Annotated in this window: 22 protein-coding genes; 14 read left to right on the forward strand and 8 right to left on the reverse strand. The window is 28.0% G+C overall.

The window, feature by feature from the left end:
- The first annotated feature begins 11 nt into the window (after window positions 1-11).
- Complete coding sequence (locus tag BLV71_RS13420; protein ID WP_093871045.1) at window positions 12-1,364, forward strand: hypothetical protein; 1,353 nt, start codon at window positions 12-14, stop codon at window positions 1,362-1,364.
- Between the two features lie 123 nt (window positions 1,365-1,487).
- The gene (locus BLV71_RS13425; RefSeq protein WP_093871046.1) at window positions 1,488-3,293 is read left to right on the forward strand and encodes a DEAD/DEAH box helicase; all 1,806 of its coding nucleotides are present in this window, start codon (window positions 1,488-1,490) and stop codon (window positions 3,291-3,293) included.
- A gap of 70 nt (window positions 3,294-3,363) precedes the next feature.
- On the opposite strand, the gene BLV71_RS13430 is transcribed toward BLV71_RS13425, so the two are convergent.
- The 6 genes from BLV71_RS13430 to BLV71_RS13455 form a co-directional block, all read right to left on the reverse strand.
- Window positions 3,364-5,661 (reverse strand): FdhF/YdeP family oxidoreductase, encoded by a 2,298-nt coding sequence (locus BLV71_RS13430; protein WP_093871047.1) that lies wholly within the window; start codon window positions 5,659-5,661, stop codon window positions 3,364-3,366.
- Between the two features lie 124 nt (window positions 5,662-5,785).
- On the reverse strand, window positions 5,786-7,072 hold the full coding sequence (locus BLV71_RS13435; protein ID WP_093871048.1) for a hypothetical protein: 1,287 nt from the start codon (window positions 7,070-7,072) through the stop codon (window positions 5,786-5,788).
- Window positions 7,073-7,126: 54 nt separating this feature from the next.
- Window positions 7,127-7,786: a pyridoxamine 5'-phosphate oxidase family protein gene (locus BLV71_RS13440; protein WP_093871049.1), complete on the reverse strand. Its 660-nt coding sequence runs from the start codon at window positions 7,784-7,786 to the stop codon at window positions 7,127-7,129.
- Between the two features lie 13 nt (window positions 7,787-7,799).
- Window positions 7,800-8,324: a GNAT family N-acetyltransferase gene (locus BLV71_RS13445; RefSeq protein WP_093871050.1), complete on the reverse strand. Its 525-nt coding sequence runs from the start codon at window positions 8,322-8,324 to the stop codon at window positions 7,800-7,802.
- A gap of 29 nt (window positions 8,325-8,353) precedes the next feature.
- Window positions 8,354-8,644, reverse strand: coding sequence for a DUF1272 domain-containing protein (locus BLV71_RS13450; protein ID WP_093871051.1), 291 nt, complete (start codon window positions 8,642-8,644; stop codon window positions 8,354-8,356).
- Entirely contained in the window at window positions 8,644-9,162 is a 519-nt protein-coding gene (locus tag BLV71_RS13455; RefSeq protein WP_093871052.1) for a DinB family protein, read from the reverse strand. The genes BLV71_RS13450 and BLV71_RS13455 overlap by 1 nt, the downstream gene beginning before the upstream one ends.
- Window positions 9,163-9,275: 113 nt before the next feature.
- Here BLV71_RS13455 and BLV71_RS13460 point away from each other — a divergent pair, with 113 nt between their 5' ends.
- Window positions 9,276-10,766: a MocR-like pyridoxine biosynthesis transcription factor PdxR gene (locus BLV71_RS13460; RefSeq protein WP_093871053.1), complete on the forward strand. Its 1,491-nt coding sequence runs from the start codon at window positions 9,276-9,278 to the stop codon at window positions 10,764-10,766.
- On the opposite strand, the gene prmC is transcribed toward BLV71_RS13460, so the two are convergent.
- Entirely contained in the window at window positions 10,750-11,646 is an 897-nt protein-coding gene (gene prmC, locus BLV71_RS13465) for a peptide chain release factor N(5)-glutamine methyltransferase (RefSeq protein ID WP_093871054.1), read from the reverse strand. The two genes, BLV71_RS13460 and prmC, sit on opposite strands and share 17 nt — an antisense overlap.
- 18 nt (window positions 11,647-11,664) lie before the next feature.
- A complete protein-coding gene (locus BLV71_RS13470; protein ID WP_093871055.1) occupies window positions 11,665-12,156 on the reverse strand; it encodes a GNAT family N-acetyltransferase in 492 nt (163 codons plus the stop codon).
- A gap of 51 nt (window positions 12,157-12,207) precedes the next feature.
- Between BLV71_RS13470 and BLV71_RS13475 the strand changes: the two genes are divergently transcribed.
- The 11 genes from BLV71_RS13475 to BLV71_RS13525 all read left to right on the forward strand — a co-directional run bounded on the left by BLV71_RS13475 (window position 12,208) and on the right by BLV71_RS13525 (window position 19,486).
- Window positions 12,208-12,669 carry an LEA type 2 family protein gene (locus tag BLV71_RS13475; RefSeq protein ID WP_233487158.1) on the forward strand — a complete coding sequence of 154 codons (462 nt, stop codon included), beginning with the start codon at window positions 12,208-12,210 and terminating at the stop codon, window positions 12,667-12,669.
- Window positions 12,670-12,693: 24 nt separating this feature from the next.
- Entirely contained in the window at window positions 12,694-13,734 is a 1,041-nt protein-coding gene (gene ribD, locus BLV71_RS13480; RefSeq protein ID WP_369813916.1) for a bifunctional diaminohydroxyphosphoribosylaminopyrimidine deaminase/5-amino-6-(5-phosphoribosylamino)uracil reductase RibD, read from the forward strand.
- On the forward strand, window positions 13,727-14,335 hold the full coding sequence (locus BLV71_RS13485; RefSeq protein ID WP_093871057.1) for an HAD family hydrolase: 609 nt from the start codon (window positions 13,727-13,729) through the stop codon (window positions 14,333-14,335). Before ribD ends, BLV71_RS13485 begins: the two co-directional genes overlap by 8 nt.
- Before the next feature lies 1 nt (window position 14,336).
- A complete protein-coding gene (locus BLV71_RS13490) occupies window positions 14,337-15,197 on the forward strand; it encodes a GRP family sugar transporter (protein WP_093871058.1) in 861 nt (286 codons plus the stop codon).
- Window positions 15,197-15,808 carry an IMPACT family protein gene (locus tag BLV71_RS13495; protein ID WP_093871059.1) on the forward strand — a complete coding sequence of 204 codons (612 nt, stop codon included), beginning with the start codon at window positions 15,197-15,199 and terminating at the stop codon, window positions 15,806-15,808. The genes BLV71_RS13490 and BLV71_RS13495 overlap by 1 nt, the downstream gene beginning before the upstream one ends.
- Window positions 15,809-15,956: 148 nt before the next feature.
- Window positions 15,957-16,367: a hypothetical protein gene (locus BLV71_RS13500; RefSeq protein ID WP_093871060.1), complete on the forward strand. Its 411-nt coding sequence runs from the start codon at window positions 15,957-15,959 to the stop codon at window positions 16,365-16,367.
- Window positions 16,368-16,373: 6 nt separating this feature from the next.
- Window positions 16,374-16,772, forward strand: coding sequence for a pYEATS domain-containing protein (locus tag BLV71_RS13505; RefSeq protein ID WP_093871061.1), 399 nt, complete (start codon window positions 16,374-16,376; stop codon window positions 16,770-16,772).
- Between the two features lie 256 nt (window positions 16,773-17,028).
- On the forward strand, window positions 17,029-17,262 hold the full coding sequence (locus BLV71_RS13510) for a thioredoxin family protein (protein WP_093871062.1): 234 nt from the start codon (window positions 17,029-17,031) through the stop codon (window positions 17,260-17,262).
- Window positions 17,263-17,439: 177 nt separating this feature from the next.
- A complete protein-coding gene (locus BLV71_RS13515; protein ID WP_093871063.1) occupies window positions 17,440-18,171 on the forward strand; it encodes an AAA family ATPase in 732 nt (243 codons plus the stop codon).
- A gap of 1 nt (window position 18,172) precedes the next feature.
- Window positions 18,173-18,748: a MarR family winged helix-turn-helix transcriptional regulator gene (locus tag BLV71_RS13520; protein ID WP_093871064.1), complete on the forward strand. Its 576-nt coding sequence runs from the start codon at window positions 18,173-18,175 to the stop codon at window positions 18,746-18,748.
- A gap of 6 nt (window positions 18,749-18,754) precedes the next feature.
- Window positions 18,755-19,486, forward strand: a complete 732-nt coding sequence (locus BLV71_RS13525; RefSeq protein WP_093871065.1) for a YggS family pyridoxal phosphate-dependent enzyme — start codon at window positions 18,755-18,757, stop codon at window positions 19,484-19,486.
- The last annotated feature ends 65 nt before the right edge of the window (window positions 19,487-19,551 follow it).

A 19,551-nucleotide genomic window follows, 5' to 3' on the forward strand; every position in this document is an offset into this window, starting at 1 on the left:
CATAAAACAGTATGACAAAATATTTAATTCCCTTCTTACTTTTAACAACAATTATTGGTTGTAATACTCCAAATAAAACTAAGTACACTTATTTTGGAGGTAAAATTATAAATCCAAAAGGTTGTTATGTTATTTTATCTGATCACAAAAACTTTAGAGATACCATTATGCTTTCTAAAGACAATACTTTTATGGGTAAGTATGAAAATTTTAAAGAAGGATTATATATTTTTGATCATGGACCTGAATATCAATATGTGTATATTCAACCTTCTGATAGTTTACTTTTTAGATTGAATACATGGGATTTTGATGAGTCTTTAGTTTTTAGTGGTAAAAATGCTGAAAGAAATAATCTTTTAATAGAAACTTTTTTGAAACATGAAGAAGATAAAAGAAGGTTATTTGATAACAAAAAGCTTGAGAAATTCAAATTTATTTCAAAAATTGATTCCTTATTACTAAGTAAACAAAGTATTCTAAAAAAATATAAAAAAGAACATAGCGAAGAACCTTTAGAATTTTTAGATATATTAAATATATCATTAACATATCCTGTTTATTCAAATTTAGAAACATATTCAATAGATAATATTGAAAATGAAGAGCCATTAGATAGTAATTATTTTAGCTATAGAGATAAAATAGAATTAGGTAGAGATTCTTTAATGTTTTATGGTCCTTATTATAGGTATGTAATTAACAAAATTTATAATGAAGCTTATTTAAAAGGTTCAGATGAGAAATCTCAAATCTTTGTAAAAAGTCTATTAAATAATATTAATCAGGAACTAACTGATGAGAAAATAAAAGATAGATTTTTATATAGTACTGTAGTTTATCATTTTAATAAAAGAACTAAAAGTAATTCATATAAAGATGTATTTCATAGATACTTTGAATTAAGTAGAGATATAGAAAATAAGAAAAAAATTCAACGTCTTATTAATGATATCAAACAGATAAAAATTGATAAAAGAATTCCAGATTTTAAATTAGAGGCTCCAACAGGTAACTGGGTAGATGTTTCAAAAATTATAAGAAATAAAAAAACGGTTATTTTCTTTAAAAGTCAAAAAGTTAATTCACGAGAAAGAATAGCCTCAAGAGTTAATTATTTTATTAAAAAATATCCAGAAATTAATTTTATACTAGTTAATTCTAGAGTTAAAGGTAAATTTACAAAGAATGTACCTATTAGGTATCAATATAAGATACCTGAAAATAGTAAAGCTTTTAATTTCTTAACTAGTGAGTTTTCTCGTTTAGTAATAGTAGATGAAAATGGAATTGTAAAGAATGATTACACAAGTACTTCTGCTTATGATATAGAGCAACAATTTAAAGAATTACAAAAAAAATAACTCTCTGCACCTTATATTAATAAATTAGCGTACTTTTGCGCCGTCCAAAATCTCACTACAGAGATAATTAAAAATAAAAAGAATTCATAGGTGGGCATCTGTGGGTTCGTTTAAATTCACAGTATGTCAACATTTTTAGAATTAGGCTTGAAAGAGCCTATAAGCAAAGCATTAATTGATTTAGGGTATGAAACGCCAACCGTAATTCAACAAAAAGCAATTCCACAAATAATAGGATCTGACCAAGATTTAAAAGCTTTTGCTCAAACAGGAACTGGTAAAACAGCAGCATTTAGCTTACCTATTATTGAGTTAATTAACGAGAAAGATAATAATACTCAAGCTATTATTTTATCACCAACTAGAGAATTAGCTGTACAAATTGGTAAAAACATTGAAAGTTTTTCAAAATATATACCTGAATTAAAGGTAGCAACAGTATATGGTGGTGCTAACATAGATCAACAAATAAAGCAACTTAAAAGAGGTGCCCAAATAGTTATTGGAACTCCTGGTAGAACAGTAGATTTAATAAAAAGAAGAGCATTAAAGTTAGGTAATGTTAAGTGGTTAGTTTTAGATGAAGCTGATGAAATGCTTAATATGGGCTTTAAAGATGAGTTAGATAAGGTATTAGAAGCTACCCCTGAAACAAAACAAACATTATTGTTTTCTGCAACTTTTCCAAGAGAAGTTGAAGCAATTGCTAGAAATTATATGAGCAATCCTGCTGAGATTACTTCTGGACAGAAAAATCAAGGATCAGAAAATGTAAGCCATGAATATTATTTGGTAACGGAAAGAACACGTTATCCTGCACTTAAAAGAGTGGCAGATGTAAACCCTAATATTTATGCGATTGTATTTTGTAGAACACGTAGGGAAACTCAAGAAGTAGCTGACTTTTTAATTAGAGATGGTTATAGTGCTGATGCATTGCATGGTGATTTATCACAAGCACAGCGTGATAGCGTTATGGAAAAATTTCGTAAGAAAAATATTCAAATGTTAGTAGCTACTGATGTTGCTGCACGTGGTTTAGATGTTGATAGTCTTACACATGTTATTAACCATAAGTTACCTGACCAAATTGAAAATTACAACCATAGAAGTGGTAGAACAGGTAGAGCAGGAAATAAAGGAATTTCTATTGCTTTAGTAACTAAGAAAGAACGTGGACGTTTAAATCCAATAGAAAGAATTTTAAAGAAAAAATTTGTTCATACACCTGTACCTACTGGGAAAGAGATATGTGAGAAACAATTATTTCATTTAATAGATAAAGTAGAGAATACTGAAGTAAAAGAAAATGAAATAGCAAGTTTTTTACCAAGTATTTATGAAAAATTAGAAAATTTAACTAGAGAAGAATTAATTCAAAAGTTTGTTTCTATAGAGTTTAATAGCTTTTTATCATACTATGAGAAGGCACCAGATTTAAACGATTTATCTTCAAGAGATAATTCTAGAGGAAGATCAGTAAATGAAGATATGACTCGTTTTTTCATTAATTTAGGAAGAAAAGATCGTTTAAATCCAGCAAAGTTAATAGGACTTATTAATGAGCAAAACATATCGGATAAAGTTGAGATAGGAGCTATCGATATTTTAGATACTTTTTCATTTTTTGAAATAGATAAAAACTTTGAAAGCGAAACTCTTGCTTCTTTTGAAAAGAATAGACCAGATTTTGAAGGACGTACTGTAAACATAGAAATCACTAAGAGTGATAGAGGTGGTGGAAGTAGAGGTAGAGGTCGTAGCCGTGGTAATAATAGCGGTGGTGGATTTAGAGGTAAGCGAAGAAGTAGTAATGATTCAGGAAGCTCATCTAACAAGAGTTTTGGAAGAAGAAGAAGCAGTGGTGGTGGAGATTCATCTCCTAGAAAATCAAATTCTGGTTTTGGTAGAAAACGAAGAAGAGATTAAATAAAATCATTTACAATAAAAAAACACTATAGTAACTATAGTGTTTTTTTATTACCTAAATATTAATTTTTTAGCTTACTTTTTGTAATGTTATAATTATCGTTTTTGAAGTAGGTGTGTGACTAATATCAGCTTTACTTTTTATTGGAACTAGAACGTTTGCTTCAGGAAAATAAGTAGCTGTACATTGATTAGGAATACTATATGGAATTACTAAAAAACCTTTTGCATGTCTTTCTTGTCCCTGAAAATGACTTGTTAAATCAACTTTGTCTAATTTTTGTACTCCAATCTTTTTCATGTCATTTGGATTCATGAAAATAACACGACGTTCATTTAATACACCTCTATATCTATCATCTAAACCATATATAGTAGTGTTATATTGATCATGAGTACGTATTGTCATCATAATAAATTGATCATCTTCTAGCTTAATTTCTGATGGTTTATTAGTGGTGAAATTTGCTTTTTTAGTTTTAGTGGGTTTAAAATCATTATCACGTGCATTATTAGGTAAATAAAAACCACCTTTAATACGAACACGTTCATTATAGTTATCAAAACCATTTATAGTAGCTTCAATTTTATCTCTTATGAAATCATAATTAGTAATTAATTCACTCCAGTTTACTTTGGAGTTTTTTAAAGTAGCATTTGCTAGTCCTGCAACAATTGCAGGTTCACTAAGCAGGTGTTTTGATAAAGGATTTAAATGTCCTTGTGATTGATGTACAACTCCCATAGAGTTTTCTACAGTTACAAATTGATCTCCTGATTCTTGATTATCTTTTTCTGAACGACCTAGACAAGGAAGGATAAGTGCTTGCCTTCCATGTATTAAGTGACTCCTATTTAGTTTTGTAGAAACATGAACTGTTAAATTACAATTTTGCAATGCTTTGGCAGTAAATTCAGTATCTGGAGTAGCAGAAATAAAATTACCCCCCATTCCTATAAAAACTTTAGCCTCTTTTTTGTGCATTGCTTCAATAGCAGCTACAACATCATAGCCATGTTTTCTAGGAGCATTAAAAGAAAATTCTTTCTCTAATTTATTTAAAAAACCTTCTTTAGGTTTTTCCCATATTCCCATTGTACGGTCTCCTTGAACATTTGAGTGACCTCTAACAGGGCAAGTACCTGCTCCTTTTTTTCCAATACTTCCTTTTAATAATAAAAGGTTTACAACTTCACGAATATTATCAACAGAGTTTTTATGTTGAGTTAACCCCATAGCCCAGCAAATAATTATTTTGTCATTGTTAATGATTAATTCACTAGCATCTTTAATTTGTTTTAAAGTAAGTCCTGTTTGTGGTAATAAACTCTCTATTGAGTAATTGTCTAAATCCTCTAAAAACTCATCAATACCTGATGTTTTTTCTTTTATAAATTTATGATTGAATACAGAATTAGGTTGCTCTAATTCTTTTTCTTTCATTATTTTTAATATTATTTTTAATAAAGCAACATCACCATTTATCTTAACCTGTAAAAATAAGTCAGTTAAATCCTGACCTTTACCAATCCACTTTAAAGGATTTTGTGGATCTTTATAGTTAAGTAACCCCACTTCTGGTAGTGGATTTACTGTAATTATTTTACCTCCATTTTTTTTAGTCTCGCTAAGTGCGGTTAACATCCTAGGATGATTTGTTCCAGGGTTTTGACCCATTACAATTACTAAATCAGCATGATTAAAATCATTTAAAGTAACTGACCCTTTACCAATACCAAGAGTTTCAGAAAGTGCAGCACCACTACTTTCATGACACATATTTGAGCAATCTGGTAAATTATTTGTTCCGAATTGGCGTACGAAAAGTTGATAAAGAAAAGCAGCTTCGTTACTAGTTCTACCTGAGGTATAAAAAATTGCCTCATCTGGAGATTTTAGATTGTTCAATTCTTTCCCAACTAAACTAAAAGCATCGTTCCAAGATATTTCTTCATAATAATCAGACCCTTCTTTTAAAATCATAGGGTGAGTTATTCTACCACTTTTACCGATTTCATAATCGGATAACTTAGAAAGTTCTTGAATTGAGTGTGTAGAAAAAAACATTGGAGAAACTCTATTTTTAGTTGCTTCTTCAGCAATTGCTTTCGCACCATTTTCACAATATTCAGCTAAAAAGGCGCGTTTTTCATCCGGATCAGGCCAGGCACAACCCGGACAATCAAATCCATCTTTTTGATTTATTTTAGACAGTAACCCAATTCCTTTTATCAATCCAACTTCTTCATTAACATGGGTTAAAGCTGATGCAATTGCTTTAGCTCCTACCGCAGATGAAGGTATATTAGTTAATTTAATTCCAGTTAATTCTTCAGGAGGTTGAGCATGAATTTTTTTAGTACTCATAGGTTTAAGGTCTGCATTTTTTTTCTTAGTAAGTCAAAGATACTGAAAACATACTGGATATAATTAATTAAAAAATCTCATTAATTTAGTAGTGTAGTATTGAAAACAGTTTACAGGGTAGTGTTTAATTAGTTCCTTTTACGTCTCCCATACTTAAAATTCTATTCTTTCCGAAAGTATGACTTGTTGGGAGTAAAGTTCCACTATTAGTAGTTATCCAGTTGTCCCATGTTGCATCAACTCCGTTCATTTTCATGCTAGGAACATACATTTTATAGCTTTTAGGAACATAATTAGAATCTAAAAACCAAAGATAAGAGTCACCAGGTGTTGTTCCACCAGTTGTGTATTTTACTAATAAAGCATCTTTACTATTTATTTTTTTAATGGTTCTAATAATTCCATCTTCAAATAGTTTATGAGGGGCTATCAACCAAAAACTATCATTATTAAAAAGATCATTCGCTTTTTGAATGATTTTAAAATTAGGGTTTTTCTGTAAAACATCATTATAAGAAACGGTACTTTTATTTAATTTATTTGGATATAAATTTACTTGAATTGTATCCCAACTAACATAAACATTATGTTGTTCTTTATTCCATTTATAATGTCTTTTTCCTGCAAAACTCCACTCTAAAAATTTAGTTTTTTTATAAGCTTCATGTTTTATTGCTTTCAATACCTTTTTAGCTAATATGTTAGCATTGTTATTATAAGCTTTAACTTCTCCCATGTTTAATTCAACGCCAAATAAAGAAAGTTTATGTTTGGTAGGTAGCTGTATACCAGCTTCAGTTTTTTTCCAATCAGACCAAGTTGCTGAAACACCGCCAATAGGAATAATACTTGTCCACATTTTATAAGATATAGGGTAGTAGTTATCATCTAGTATCCATAAATAAGAATCTCCTGGAGTCGATCCACCGGAAGTGTAAGTAATTAAAAGAGCATCTTTATTATTATGTTTAACGATACTTCTTTTTGTGCCTTTATCAAAAATTTTATAAGGAGCAACTAACCAAAAAGAATCATTATTAAAAAAATTATGTGCTTGTTGAAATATTTTTGAGTCTGGATTTTTTATTTTTACTTTTTCTTTATTAAACAGTATATTTTTTTGTGGTTGATTAGGAAATAAGTGTACGATATAATTATCCCATTCAATAATTACATATCCTTCTCTTTTCATCCACTTATAAAAGTGTTTTCCTCTAAAGCTCCATTCTATTACTTCAGTATTTTCAAAAGCCTCATGATGTAATGAATTAATTACTTTTATTGCTAAAGCATCAGCTTCTTTTCCTTCCTTTCCTTTAGGAAGTGGCTCATTATTTATAAAATAAAAAACACCAATAGCTAAAACAAAAAACAATAAAATAATTCCTATAAACTTAAAAAGCTTCTTCATTTTTATGATAGTTAAAAAATCAGAAGCTAAAATATTAATTTTTAAAGAAAGAAGCTATTTGTTCGCTTCATAATAATCTATTATATGCTTAGGTATTTCCATGTTTTCAGGTTTACCTTTATCAGGAATCGGGTATTCAGCAATTTGTTTTATAGGAACAATGCCTGCCCATATAGGTAATTCGTAATCTTCAGGTTCATCTGCAACACCAACATCTCTTACTTTAGCTGAAGCTGTTTTAATAGTCATTTCTACAACTAATGTTCTGTCTAATTCTTTTTGATACATTGGCCTTAATGAATCCCAATGGTTTGGTACCATTTGATTAACTATCCATTCTAGTATATCAGTTTTATCTGAGTCTTTTTCAATTTTTTTTAAGCTTCCAAAAAGAGTTACAGATCTGTAATTTACTGAATGATGAAGCCCTGAACGGGCTAATACCAAACCGTCTAAATGCACTACTGTTATTGATGTTTCTTCACTTTCTAAAATTGATAAAAGCATTCTGTTGGCTGTAGAACCATGGATGTAAACTTTATCTCCCTTTCTACAATATGCCATTGGGATAGTAATAGGTTTACCATCATATATGTAACCTACATAACATAAAAAACCTGCATCTAAAATAGTATTGATTTTTTCAACATCATAAATAGCTCTATTGGCACCTCTTTTTACCCTGTTTAGTTTTGATTTTGTATATTCATTCATCAGTTTAGTTGTTTTAAATACGCTCTATTTTTTTTGAAAAAACTGTATTTTCATATTCAGTTTCATCTACTTTAAATTGTAAACTTCCAATTTTTTTGAAATTGTTTTTTAGATAAAATTGTATGGCTCTATTGTTTTTTATGTAAACAGAAAGCCAAATACAGTCAAAATTTAAAGAGATAGCTTTGTTTATAAGAATATCATATAATTGCTGACCAATTTTTAATGGTAGAAACTCATTAAGAATATAAATTCGTTCCAGTCGACATGAATTTTCAGGTGTTTCATTATTAAAAGTAGCTCTTAAAACTAGTTTAGCATATCCAACGGGTAAATTGTTTATATAGACTAGGTAGAATAGATTATTAGTATCACTTAAAGATTCTTTTATTTTTTTTAAGGAAAAAGCCTCATTGTTATAATTTAACAGGTGTTTTTTATTGTCAATGTATTCTCCATGAGATTCAGAATAAGTAATTCTACCTAATAAGGCAAGAATTTCAGCATCAGAAGTAGTTGCTGTTCTAATGGTAATCATAATTTTTAATTTTATTGTTTTAGTAAAAATTACCTTTTTATCGGTAGAATATTTTTGTAAGTTTCTGTATTTTGTTTTGTTAAGTTTTTATTTTTTGGGATAAAAACTCGTTCTTTTGATACGGGATATTTTTTTAAATGAAAAGAGGGTCTAATTGGACGTTGAATAAAATTACCACTACAACTAGGACATACATTCTCAAAAAGCTCTAAAGCACATTCTTTACAGTAAGTGCATTCAAATGAGCATATCATTGCTTCTTCAGAATTATAGGGTAAATCTTTATTGCAATGTTCACAATTAGGTCTAATCTCTAACATTATAAGTACCTTTCTTTGATTACTTCTATATGCCAAACACTATGGCCTAATAATATAAAAGCACAAGCTCTAGCTGATATAGTTGAATCACTAGCTGTACCTATGTTTTTTAAATTTTTATCAGAAATACTTTCAATTAAGTTTATAGAATAAGAACGAGTACTATTAAATTCATTAATTAACTCTTCTAAAGACTTGTTGTTAGCCATAGAGGGATCAATGTATATATCTTGATCAAAACCAGCTAAAGCCGTTTTGTCATTTCTACTGATTCGAAGAAAGCGGTAAATAAATATTCTTTCAGTATCAATAATATGTTGAAGTAATTCTTTGATTGTCCATTTTTCAGGCTGGTATCGATATTCAAGTTTGTTTTCAGGAACTGATGAGAAAAAGTCAACAACCATTTTTCTATCATCTTCAAAGCCTTTTATTAAGCTAGTGTCTTTTGATACTTTATTTATATATCTTGAATAATATTCATTATATTCTGCTTGTTGTAAATCTTGTACTGTCATATCTTCCTTTTAATGGCTTAGTTAATGTAATGATGTGTTTGTTTTGTATAATCAAAAGTATTACATTTATGGACTATAATATTAGTCCAGAATTAAAATAATTAATAGTCCAGATGTTTCCTTATAAAACTAGCTTTAAATTTGATAAAAGTTGTAACCAACCTATTTATTTACAATTAGCAAATCAATTAATTGCATTTATAAAAAGTGGAGTATTACCAGCAAATACTAAATTATTAGGAACAAGAACTTTAGCGGAATTGTTAAAAGTACATAGAAAGACTATAGTAGCGTGTTATGAAGAACTTGATTTGCAAGGTTGGGTAGAGTCAATTCCTAAAAAAGGAACATTTGTTAAGGCAGATTTACCATTATTACAACTTCGTGTATTTGATAAAACTACGAGTAACAATAAAAACACAGTTAGCGGATTTTCGTTTTATAAAAATGAGTTGTTAAGTGTTAAAACAAATCAAAAAGAAAAAGAAAAAATATACCTAAATGATGGTGTTTCAGATAGCAGACTTACACCAACAGTTGAGCTAGCTAGAGTTTATAGAAAAATAGCAGGGAAGAAAGACGTTTTTGAACATTTATCGTATGGTTCTACGTATGGAAATGATAGATTACGAGAAGTTTTAGTTACTTATTTGAATGAAACAAGAGGTTTACAAATAACAAAAAACAATATATTAATAACTAGAGGAAGTCAAATGGGAATATGGCTTAGTACACAGTTATTATTAAAAAAAGAGGATGTAATTGTTGTTGGTGCAACAAATTATTCATCGGCAGATACTACTTTTTTGCAACATGAAGCAACATTAGTTCGTATTCGGGTTGATAATGATGGTTTGTGTATTACTGAGCTAGAAGAAATATGTAAAAAGAAAAAAATTAAGGCTGTGTATGTAACTTCTCATCATCATCATCCTACTACAGTAACCTTATCTGCTGAAAGAAGAATTCATTTATTGAATTTAGCAAAACAACATCAATTTGCAATCATTGAAGATGATTATGATTATGACTTTAATTATAATCATGCACCAATTTTACCATTGGCAAGTCATGACATTCATGGAAACGTAATATACATCGGATCTATTTGTAAAACAGTAGCGCCAGTTTTCAGGATAGGTTACTTGATAGCTTCTAAAGAGTTTGTAGATGAAGCATCTAGTTGTAGAAGGTATATAGATAGGCAAGGAGATGCTTTATTAGAGTTGACTTTTGCGGATTTTATAAAATCGGGAGATTTAGATAGACATATTAGAAAGGTTTTGAAAATATATAAACAGCGTAGAGATTTGTTTTGTAAATTATTAAAAGAAAAACTTTCAGAATTTTTAGAATTTGATATTCCAAAAGGAGGAATGGCTATTTGGGTTGTTTTAAATAAAAAGTACTCTTGGAAGGTAGTTGAAGAGAAGGCTTTGAAGTATAATTTAATAATTGGAGATTGGAAACGATATGATCTTGGAAATAACAATCATAATTCATTGCGAATAGGTTTTGCTAGTTATAACGAAGTAGAAATTTATGACTTAATAAGTTGTTTAGAGAAAATAATGAAAGAAGTAAAAGCTATAAGTTTGCTTTAATCATTCTATTGTTTCCAAACAAATCTTTACGAAGTTCAATGTTTTTAAATCCTTTTTGATGAAGCATTCCAACAGTTTGGCTTCCTAAATATTGATTTATTTCAAAGAAAAGAAAACCGTCAGAAGAAAGATGTTTTTTTGCTAAATCTGCTATTTTAGTATAAAAAATTAAAGGATTGTCATCTTCAACAAATAAGGCTAAATGAGGTTCATTTTGTAAAACATTATTTTTAATTTCTATTTTTTCTAAGTTCCTTACATATGGGGGATTAGAAACAATAATGTTAAACTTAATGATTTCATCAGATGTTGTTTTTTTCGTAAAAACATTTAAAGAATCTGCTTTTAATATATCTAAATTTAAAAATTGGACAAGAGAATTATTTAAATCTGAATTATGCTTAGCTATTTTTAAAGCTTCTTCAGAAACATCAATAGCACAAATCGTAGAATTATCAATATTAACTTTTAAACTTATAGGGATGCATCCCGAACCTGTACCGATATCTAGGATAGATAAAGATTTTGTTTGATTATTTGTTCTGATTTCTTTTACTTCAGAAATAATCCACTCAACTAACTCTTCTGTTTCTGGACGAGGAATTAATGTGTGTCTATTTACATGAAAAGGTAATCCATAAAACTCAGTTTTACCTAAAATATATTGTATGGGTTCTTCTTTTTTTAATCGTGCTAAAGCTTTATTTAAAAGAGTTTCATTTTCAGAAGAAATTTCAAAATTAGGCTGTAAAGTAATATCTATACGTTGTAAATTTAAATACTCTTCTATTAAATAAAAGAAAAAGGTATCTATTTCAGTTTGTGGATAAACTGGTGATAGTTGATAAATGAAATTATTTTTAAACTCTTTAATTGTCATTGTATAAAGTCTTCAGTTTTATAATTCTTTAATCATCCATACATTGCAGGAAAAATGTCCAGTATCTCCCATAGGTTTATCTAAGTTAACAAAACCATTTTTTTTATATAAAGCTCTAGCAGCATCCATATAGGGCATAGTTTCTAAATAGCAGTGTTCAAAGCCTTGTTTTTTGGCTTCTTTTAAAGAAAAATCAATAAGCTTACTTCCAAGTCCTTTTCCTCTAGCTATAGGTAAAAAATACATCTTTTGAAACTCACAAACATTACCTTCAAAATTATTGAGTTTAGAAAAACCAGCACCTCCAACTATTTTATTTTTGTGTTCAATAATATAATAACCAGCATTCTCTTCTTGATAAGTTTCATACATTTCATCAGTAGCACTGTCTTCATAAGCAGTACCAACTTTAGGTACACCAAACTCAATTAAAACATTACGAATAACGGTAGCAATTTGCTTATTATCCTCAGGTTTAATTTCTCTTATAATAAAATCAGATGGTATCATAGGAATGTAGTATTTTTGTACGTACAAAATTACTTAAAATTAAATACAAAAATGATGAAAAGATTCACCTATTTTTCAATACTATTTTTATTTATAACAAGTTGTTCTGTTAAAAAGAAACCAATTTTTTTAAAATTAGATGATATTAAAATTGTGTCTTTTAAAATGGATACCATTCGTTTAAAAGCCATGGCATATTTTAAAAATGAAAATGATATTGGAGGTAAGATTTCTACAGACAAAGTAAAGGTAATTATTAACGGAAGTGAAGTAGCTGAAGTATTTTCTGAACAATTTAAAGTACCAGCAAATAAAGAGTTTTCTATTCCTTTAAAAGTTATAATTCCATCAAAAAAAGTATTTGAAAATAATAAAGGAGGCATTTTAGGTGGAATTCTAAATTCAGTATTAAATAAAAGCTTAGATGTTACTTTTAAAGGAAACATAAAGTATAAAGTTCTAGGGTTTTCTAGTACGTATCCAATTGATAAAACAGAGAAAATAAAATTTTAGATTATTTTGAATCACGAAAAGTATATGGGCCGCTGTTTACAATTGGCTAAAAAAGGAATTGGAACAGTTAGACCTAACCCTTCAGTAGGAGCAGTTATTGTATTAAATAATAAAATAATAGGAGAGGGGTTTACTTCTCCTTATGGTGGTAATCATGCTGAAGTAAATGCTATTCATTCAGTAAATAATAAAGAGTTATTAAAAAATGCGACAATATATGTAACCTTGGAGCCATGTTCACATTATGGAAAAACGCCACCATGTGCTGATTTAATAATAAAAATGAAAATTCCTAATGTTGTAATTGGTTGTTTAGATACAAATAGTTTAGTTGCGGGAAAAGGTATTGAACGTTTAAAAAAAGAAGGTTGTAGTGTTACGGTAGGGGTGTTAGAAAAAGAATGTTTTGAGCATCATAAACGTTTTTTTACTGTTCAAAATAAAAAACGTCCTTACATTATTTTAAAATGGGCTGAAACACTTGATGGTTTTATAGCACCTTTAACTAAGAGTGAACAAAGACCAATATGGATTTCAAATTCATATTCACAACAGTTAGTGCACAAGTGGCGAAGTGAAGAGCATGCTATTTTAGTCGGCACAAATACTGTTATAGCTGATAATCCAAAGTTAAATGTAAGAAGTTGGTCAGGAAATAATCCTGTAAGAATTGTTATTGATAAAAACTTAAGAATTCCATTAGAAACTAATATTTTTGATGAATCTATTAAAACAATAATAATAATTGATTCAAGTACAAATAAAAATGGATCAGTAGATAAAATTAGTGGATTTAAATATCACATAGAGCAAATTGATTTTTCAATAGAAATAGCTCAACAAATTTGTGAAGTATTACATAAACATCAAATACAATCAGTTATTGTTGAAGGTGGAAAACAAACTCTACAAACATTTATTGATGCAAATTTATGGGATGAAGCTAAAATTTTTATTGGTGATAATAAATTTCAAGAAGGAGTAAGAAATCCAAATTTTAAAGGAACATTGATTTCCGAAGAAAAATTAAGTAACGATATATTAAGAACCTATATAAATGATTAAAAATATCATTTTTGATTTTGGTGATGTATTCATCAATTTAGATAAGCAGGCAACATACAAGGAATTAGCAAAGTTAGGAGTAACAGAAGTTTCTGAAGAGATGATGCAAGTATATTACAGATATGAAATGGGGTTAATTACTACCAAAGAGTTTGTTGATTTTTACCATAAAAAATTTAATATAGCTAAAAAGGATTTGATTAATGCTTGGAATGCCATTTTATTAAATTTTCCATTACACCGGTTAGAGTTTTTAAAAGAGCTTGAAAAATCAAGTAAGTATCGTTTATTTTTATTGAGTAATACTAATGAATTGCATATTTCTTGGATTCAAAATGATTGGGGAAATAACTTGTACCAGGAGTTTAAAAATTGTTTTGAGCAATTTTATTTATCGCATGAAATTAATTTACGTAAACCTAATGAGAATATTTATGAGTTTGTATTAGGAGAAAATAATTTATTAGCCTCAGAAACAATTTTTATTGATGATACAAAAGAAAATACAGATATAGCAAAAAATATGGGAATCCATGTATGGAATATAAATCCAGAAACTGAAGATGTAGTTAATTTATTAAATAGAAAAGAGTTTTTATAGGATGATATATTTAGTGTTAAGCGTTGTGTTTTCAACGTCTTTATTTGTAATATTTAAGTATTTTAATATTTATAAAGTAAATACTTTACAAGCTATTGTTGTAAATTATGTAGTAGCCTTTACTCTAGGTATGTTTTCAGCAAATGCTTTTAGTGAATTAGCAACAATAAATTTGCAACCTTGGTTTTATGGAGCAGTTTCATTAGGCTTGTTGTTTGTTTCAATTTTCTTTGTAATGGCTATGACAGCTCAATATAACGGTGTTTCAGTTGCTTCGATTGCTGGAAAAATGTCAGTAGTTGTGCCTATTGTTTTTGGTATTATTTTATATAATGAAAGCGTAACAGTTTTAAAGGTAATAGGTATATTAGTAGCTTTGATAGCTGTATATTTATCTTCAATTAAAGAAAAAAAATCAACAACAAAAGCAGGTTTGTTATTTCCAGTTTTATTGTTTTTAGGTTCTGGAGTTATAGATACAACTTTAAAATATGTAGAAACTAATTTTGTAACTATTGATGGTGTTGATTTTTTCTCGGGTAGTTTATTTGGTTTTGCTGCTTTTTTTGGAATAGTAATTTTGATAGTAAAGCAATTGATTTCAAGAGAAAAAATAGAAAAGAAAAGTATAATAGCTGGTGTTATATTAGGGATTCCTAATTATTATTCAATTGTTTTTTTAATTAAAGCTTTGCAAAATAAAAACTTTGAAAGCTCAACATTATTTACAGTAAATAATGTAGGAATTGTTATTGCATCTACTTTGGTTGGATTACTGTTATTTAAAGAGAATTTTAGTTTAAAAAATAAAATAGGAGTAGTTTTGGCTATTTTAGGAATTATTATAGTAACTATAGCTTAATGAGTGAAATAAAAGATACATATAAAACAATAACAAAACCTTCAGAAGAAACCCTGTTTAAAGATAGGAATAGCAAGTTTTTTGGTTATGCATTTCCCGTTTTTAATGAAGATGATGTGAAAAAAGCTTTAGAAGGCTTGAAAAAACAACATCATTCCGCACGTCATTTTTGTTATGCTTGGCAGTTAGGAACCGAAAAAATAAGGTTTAGAGCTAATGATGATGGAGAGCCAAGTAATTCTGCAGGGCAACCTATTTATGGGCAAATTCAGGCTTTTGATGTAACCAATGTTTTAATAGTTTCCGTTCGTTATTTTGGAGGAACTAAATTAGGAGTAGGTGGTTTAATTAATGCGTATAGATCTTCTGCTCAATTAGCTTTAGAAGCTTCAGATATTATTGAGAAAACTATTGATATACATTATAAGTTAACTTTCGGTTACGATATGATGAACAAAGTGCAACGTATTGTAAAAGAACGTAGTATTAAAATTATTAATCAAAAATTAGAGTTAGCATGCGAGTATACAATTTCAGTTCGTAAAAAAGAAGCACAGGTTGTTTTTAATATATTCACTAACTTATTTAAAGTAGAAATTAAAGAATTGTAATTTGAATTTCAATTCATTTTAACTAAATTAGCTATGTGTAAGCTTAATTAATTAAACTAAAAATATAATGGAAAACTTCTTAACTTTTTTAACAGAACATTCCAGTGGCATTATAATACTTATTTTGCTTATGTTTTCTTGTTTAATAATGATAAACTGGCTTGCAAAAATTTTTAATTGGGGTAAGTACAAAAACCCCGAAGTTAATAGTAAAGACTATGGTAATTTAATTTATGTAACAACGCAATTTTTTGCTAATTTAATAAATGATTTTAAGCACTTTTTAGCTTTAGTTATCATAATAATTTTTGCTGGTTTAATAGTGTATTCTATGGCAGCTACTCCAGATTTTAATAATAAAATGAAAGCGTTACAACTTGTAATAGCTTCATTAGGAGGTATAGTTGGTACAGTCATAGGATATTATTTTGGAGAATCTGCAGCAAGAACGAATTCATCTAGAATAACAACAACAAATGAGGTTACTCAATTAGACACTATTGAAAATAATTCAATAGAAGAAGAAATTCAACAAGCTCCTGAAATTGAAGAAAATTAAGAGGTTATGAATAGTAGAGTAAAAACATATGATATAAAAGTACGTGACTCGATTTTTAGCCCGAATAAAAAAGGGGTAAATAAAGAGTTGATTGCTCATTATAAAAAAAATACATCTAGAAGTAGTAAAACACTATATAAAGTATATTTATTTATAGAGGGTAAAGATTTGCCTTTTATTAAAAAAGTTAAATATACACTACATAAAACCTTTAGAAACCCAGTTAAAACCATTGAAAGAAAATCTGATAATACAAATTGTTCATTAGTAATTTGGACATGGGGCCTTTTTAATATAAAAGTTGAATTAGAAGATATTAATGGTGAAATAATACATATGAATCATTACCTAAATTACGGTAGTGAAGTAAAAACTAAAGGAGTAAATTGGATTTCTACTACTTAATATTTTAATCTACAATTAACTTATTTCACTTAATAAATTGGATTACAATCTTTAATTTAATAGTTTTTAATATATCTATTATTAGAGCTTTTCATTTATATTATATTTCTTTAATACATTTAATTCACAGTGTGTCAGTTTTTTGTTTAAAAACAGGTATTTGTGTTTTGTTAAATTTCTTTAATAATTTTATTTAGTTAGGAATCCTTACTATATTTGTAATAGCAATATTGCTAAAAATTTTAAACACAGAAAAATGAGTAAATCAATTTTTTATCACGCAGGTTGTTCAGTATGTATAAGTGCTGAACATGAAATTGTTAAGTTAATAGGTAAGGACAATATTGAAATTGTAAATATTGGAGAAAACAGGTCTAGAATTGAAGAAGCAGAATTGGTAGGAGTAAAATCTGTACCAGCATTATTAACTCCAACTAATAATGTTTTGCATCTTAATTTTGGTGCTTCTATGGCAGATGTAAAAGGTTAAAATAGTAAAGTTAAGTAGTGAACAACTAATTGTTCACTACTTAATTAATAATAATCTAATCAATTTATTAAATAATTGAATTCAGTGTTAAAATAGGTTATAAGATATAACTAAGAATAAAAACTAGTGATTTTTAATTAGGATTGCTAACTTTGTGCTATTAAACATAATAAACTAATGGCTATACTACCTAACTTAATTTTAAAGTCAAGAGATACATCTTTAATTGAATTAAGCAATATTCACTTTAGTAAAAGCAATAAGGACATATTAAGTCAATTACTCAAAGAATTTAAGTATATAAATATTCTAGGTGAATATCAATTACCAGTAGATAATAAAATTCTTTTATATGGGCACACTGGTTGTGGAAAAACCACTACAGCTAAGGCGATAGCTCATAAATTAGATAAGGAAATATTAATTTTGAATTTAGGAGAAATTATTTCTTCGAAGTTAGGTGAAACAGCTAAAAATATTACAAGTGTATTTAAGAAAGCTTCACGAGAAAATTCAGTTCTTTTTTTAGATGAATTTGATTATATAGGCAAAGCTCGTGATTACGATACTAAAGACTCTGGAGAAATGAAGCGGTTAGTGAATACTCTTATTCAACAAATTGATCAACTACCCAATACTACTTTATTAATAGCAGCAACAAATCATTCAAGTATTATTGATTCAGCATTATTAAGACGTTTTCAATTAAGGCTAAAGTTTGAAATACCAAATAAAAATGAATTAAATAAGTATTATGATTCATTATTATTAAAATTTCCTAAAGAATTTAGAAACTTTGAGAGAAGTTATTCTATTTCTTATGCAGAGGCAAGAGATATTACTTATAGAAATGTTAAAAATAAAATTATAGAGGTAGAAGAAGCTAAAGAAATAACAACTGTTTATTAGTATGGAAGCTGGAGTAGTAAATAGAAAAATAACCCAAGGTTTAGAACGTATTTCTAAAGCATTTAGAGTATTACTCTGGGAAGAAAGTAAGCTGTATAAAATTAGTCCAATTCAAATACAATTGCTGATTTTTTGTGATACACATAAAAAAGAAAACTTAAAGGTAGGTTTTTTGGCTACTGAATTTGATTTAACAAAAGCAACTGTTAGTGATTCAATAAAAGTTTTATTAAAAAAAGAGTTACTCGTTAAAAAGGTAAATCCGAAAGACTCTAGAAGTTTTTTAGTTGAATTAACAGCAAAAGGAAAAAAGATTGTTAAAAAAGCAAGTCTTTTTACAAGCGCTCTAAATGAGTCAATAGATTATTTATCTGAAATAGAAAAGGGAGTTTTCTTAAAGCAATTAATGCAATTAATTTATCAATTAAATCAAAAGAATATAATTTCTACTCAACGCATGTGTTTAACATGTTACCACTATAAAAAAGAAGGGAATAACCATTATTGTAATCTAATTCAAAAAGAATTAAAAAACACTGAATTGCAAATAGATTGTTTAGAGCATAAAGAACTCTAAATTAAAATGAATAATATTTTAAATAATTTAAATGTCATTCACCATAGAATGATAAAAGCATGTAAAAAAGCTAACAGAGCAAAAGAGGAAGTACGTTTATTATTGGCTACAAAAACAGTAGACCCAAACTGTATTAATTTTGCTTTAGAACAAGGAGAAACACTTATTGGAGAGAATAAAGTACAAGAACTTAAGCAAAAATGTAATTCAGTAAAAAAAAATAAACTAGAAGTTCATTTTATTGGACATTTACAAAGTAATAAAATTAAGGAAGTGCTTAAATGGGTAACTTGTATTGAATCTATTGATAGATTATCTGTTGCTGAGAAATTACAAAATAAATTAGCACAAGAAAACAAACAAATAGATATATTCATTCAAGTAAATACTTCTTTTGAAAAAAGTAAGTTTGGGGTTGCCCCAAATGAAACAATTGAGCTAATAAAAAATATAGCTAAATTTAAAAACATTCATATTAAAGGATTAATGACTATAGGTTTGTTAAGTTCAAAATCGAATGAAATAAGAAAGTGTTTTCAACTTTTAAAGAAAATACAAAAGGAGGTTATAGCACTTAATATACCGAATGTAGAGATGAGTGAATTATCAATGGGTATGAGTAAAGATTTAGAAATTGCAATAGAGGAAGGAGCTACAATTATCCGAGTAGGAACAGCAATTTTTGGAGATCGAATTTATCCCGATAGTTATTATTGGAATGAACTTGATAAAAGTTAATTTGTTAAATAATTACTAGAAAAGGTGGTGTATACTCTTTTTTAGGTACTTAAAGTAATATCTAT

Origin of the sequence: Tenacibaculum sp. MAR_2010_89 (assembly GCF_900105985.1) — a bacterium.
GTDB lineage: Bacteria > Bacteroidota > Bacteroidia > Flavobacteriales > Flavobacteriaceae > Polaribacter > Polaribacter halocynthiae.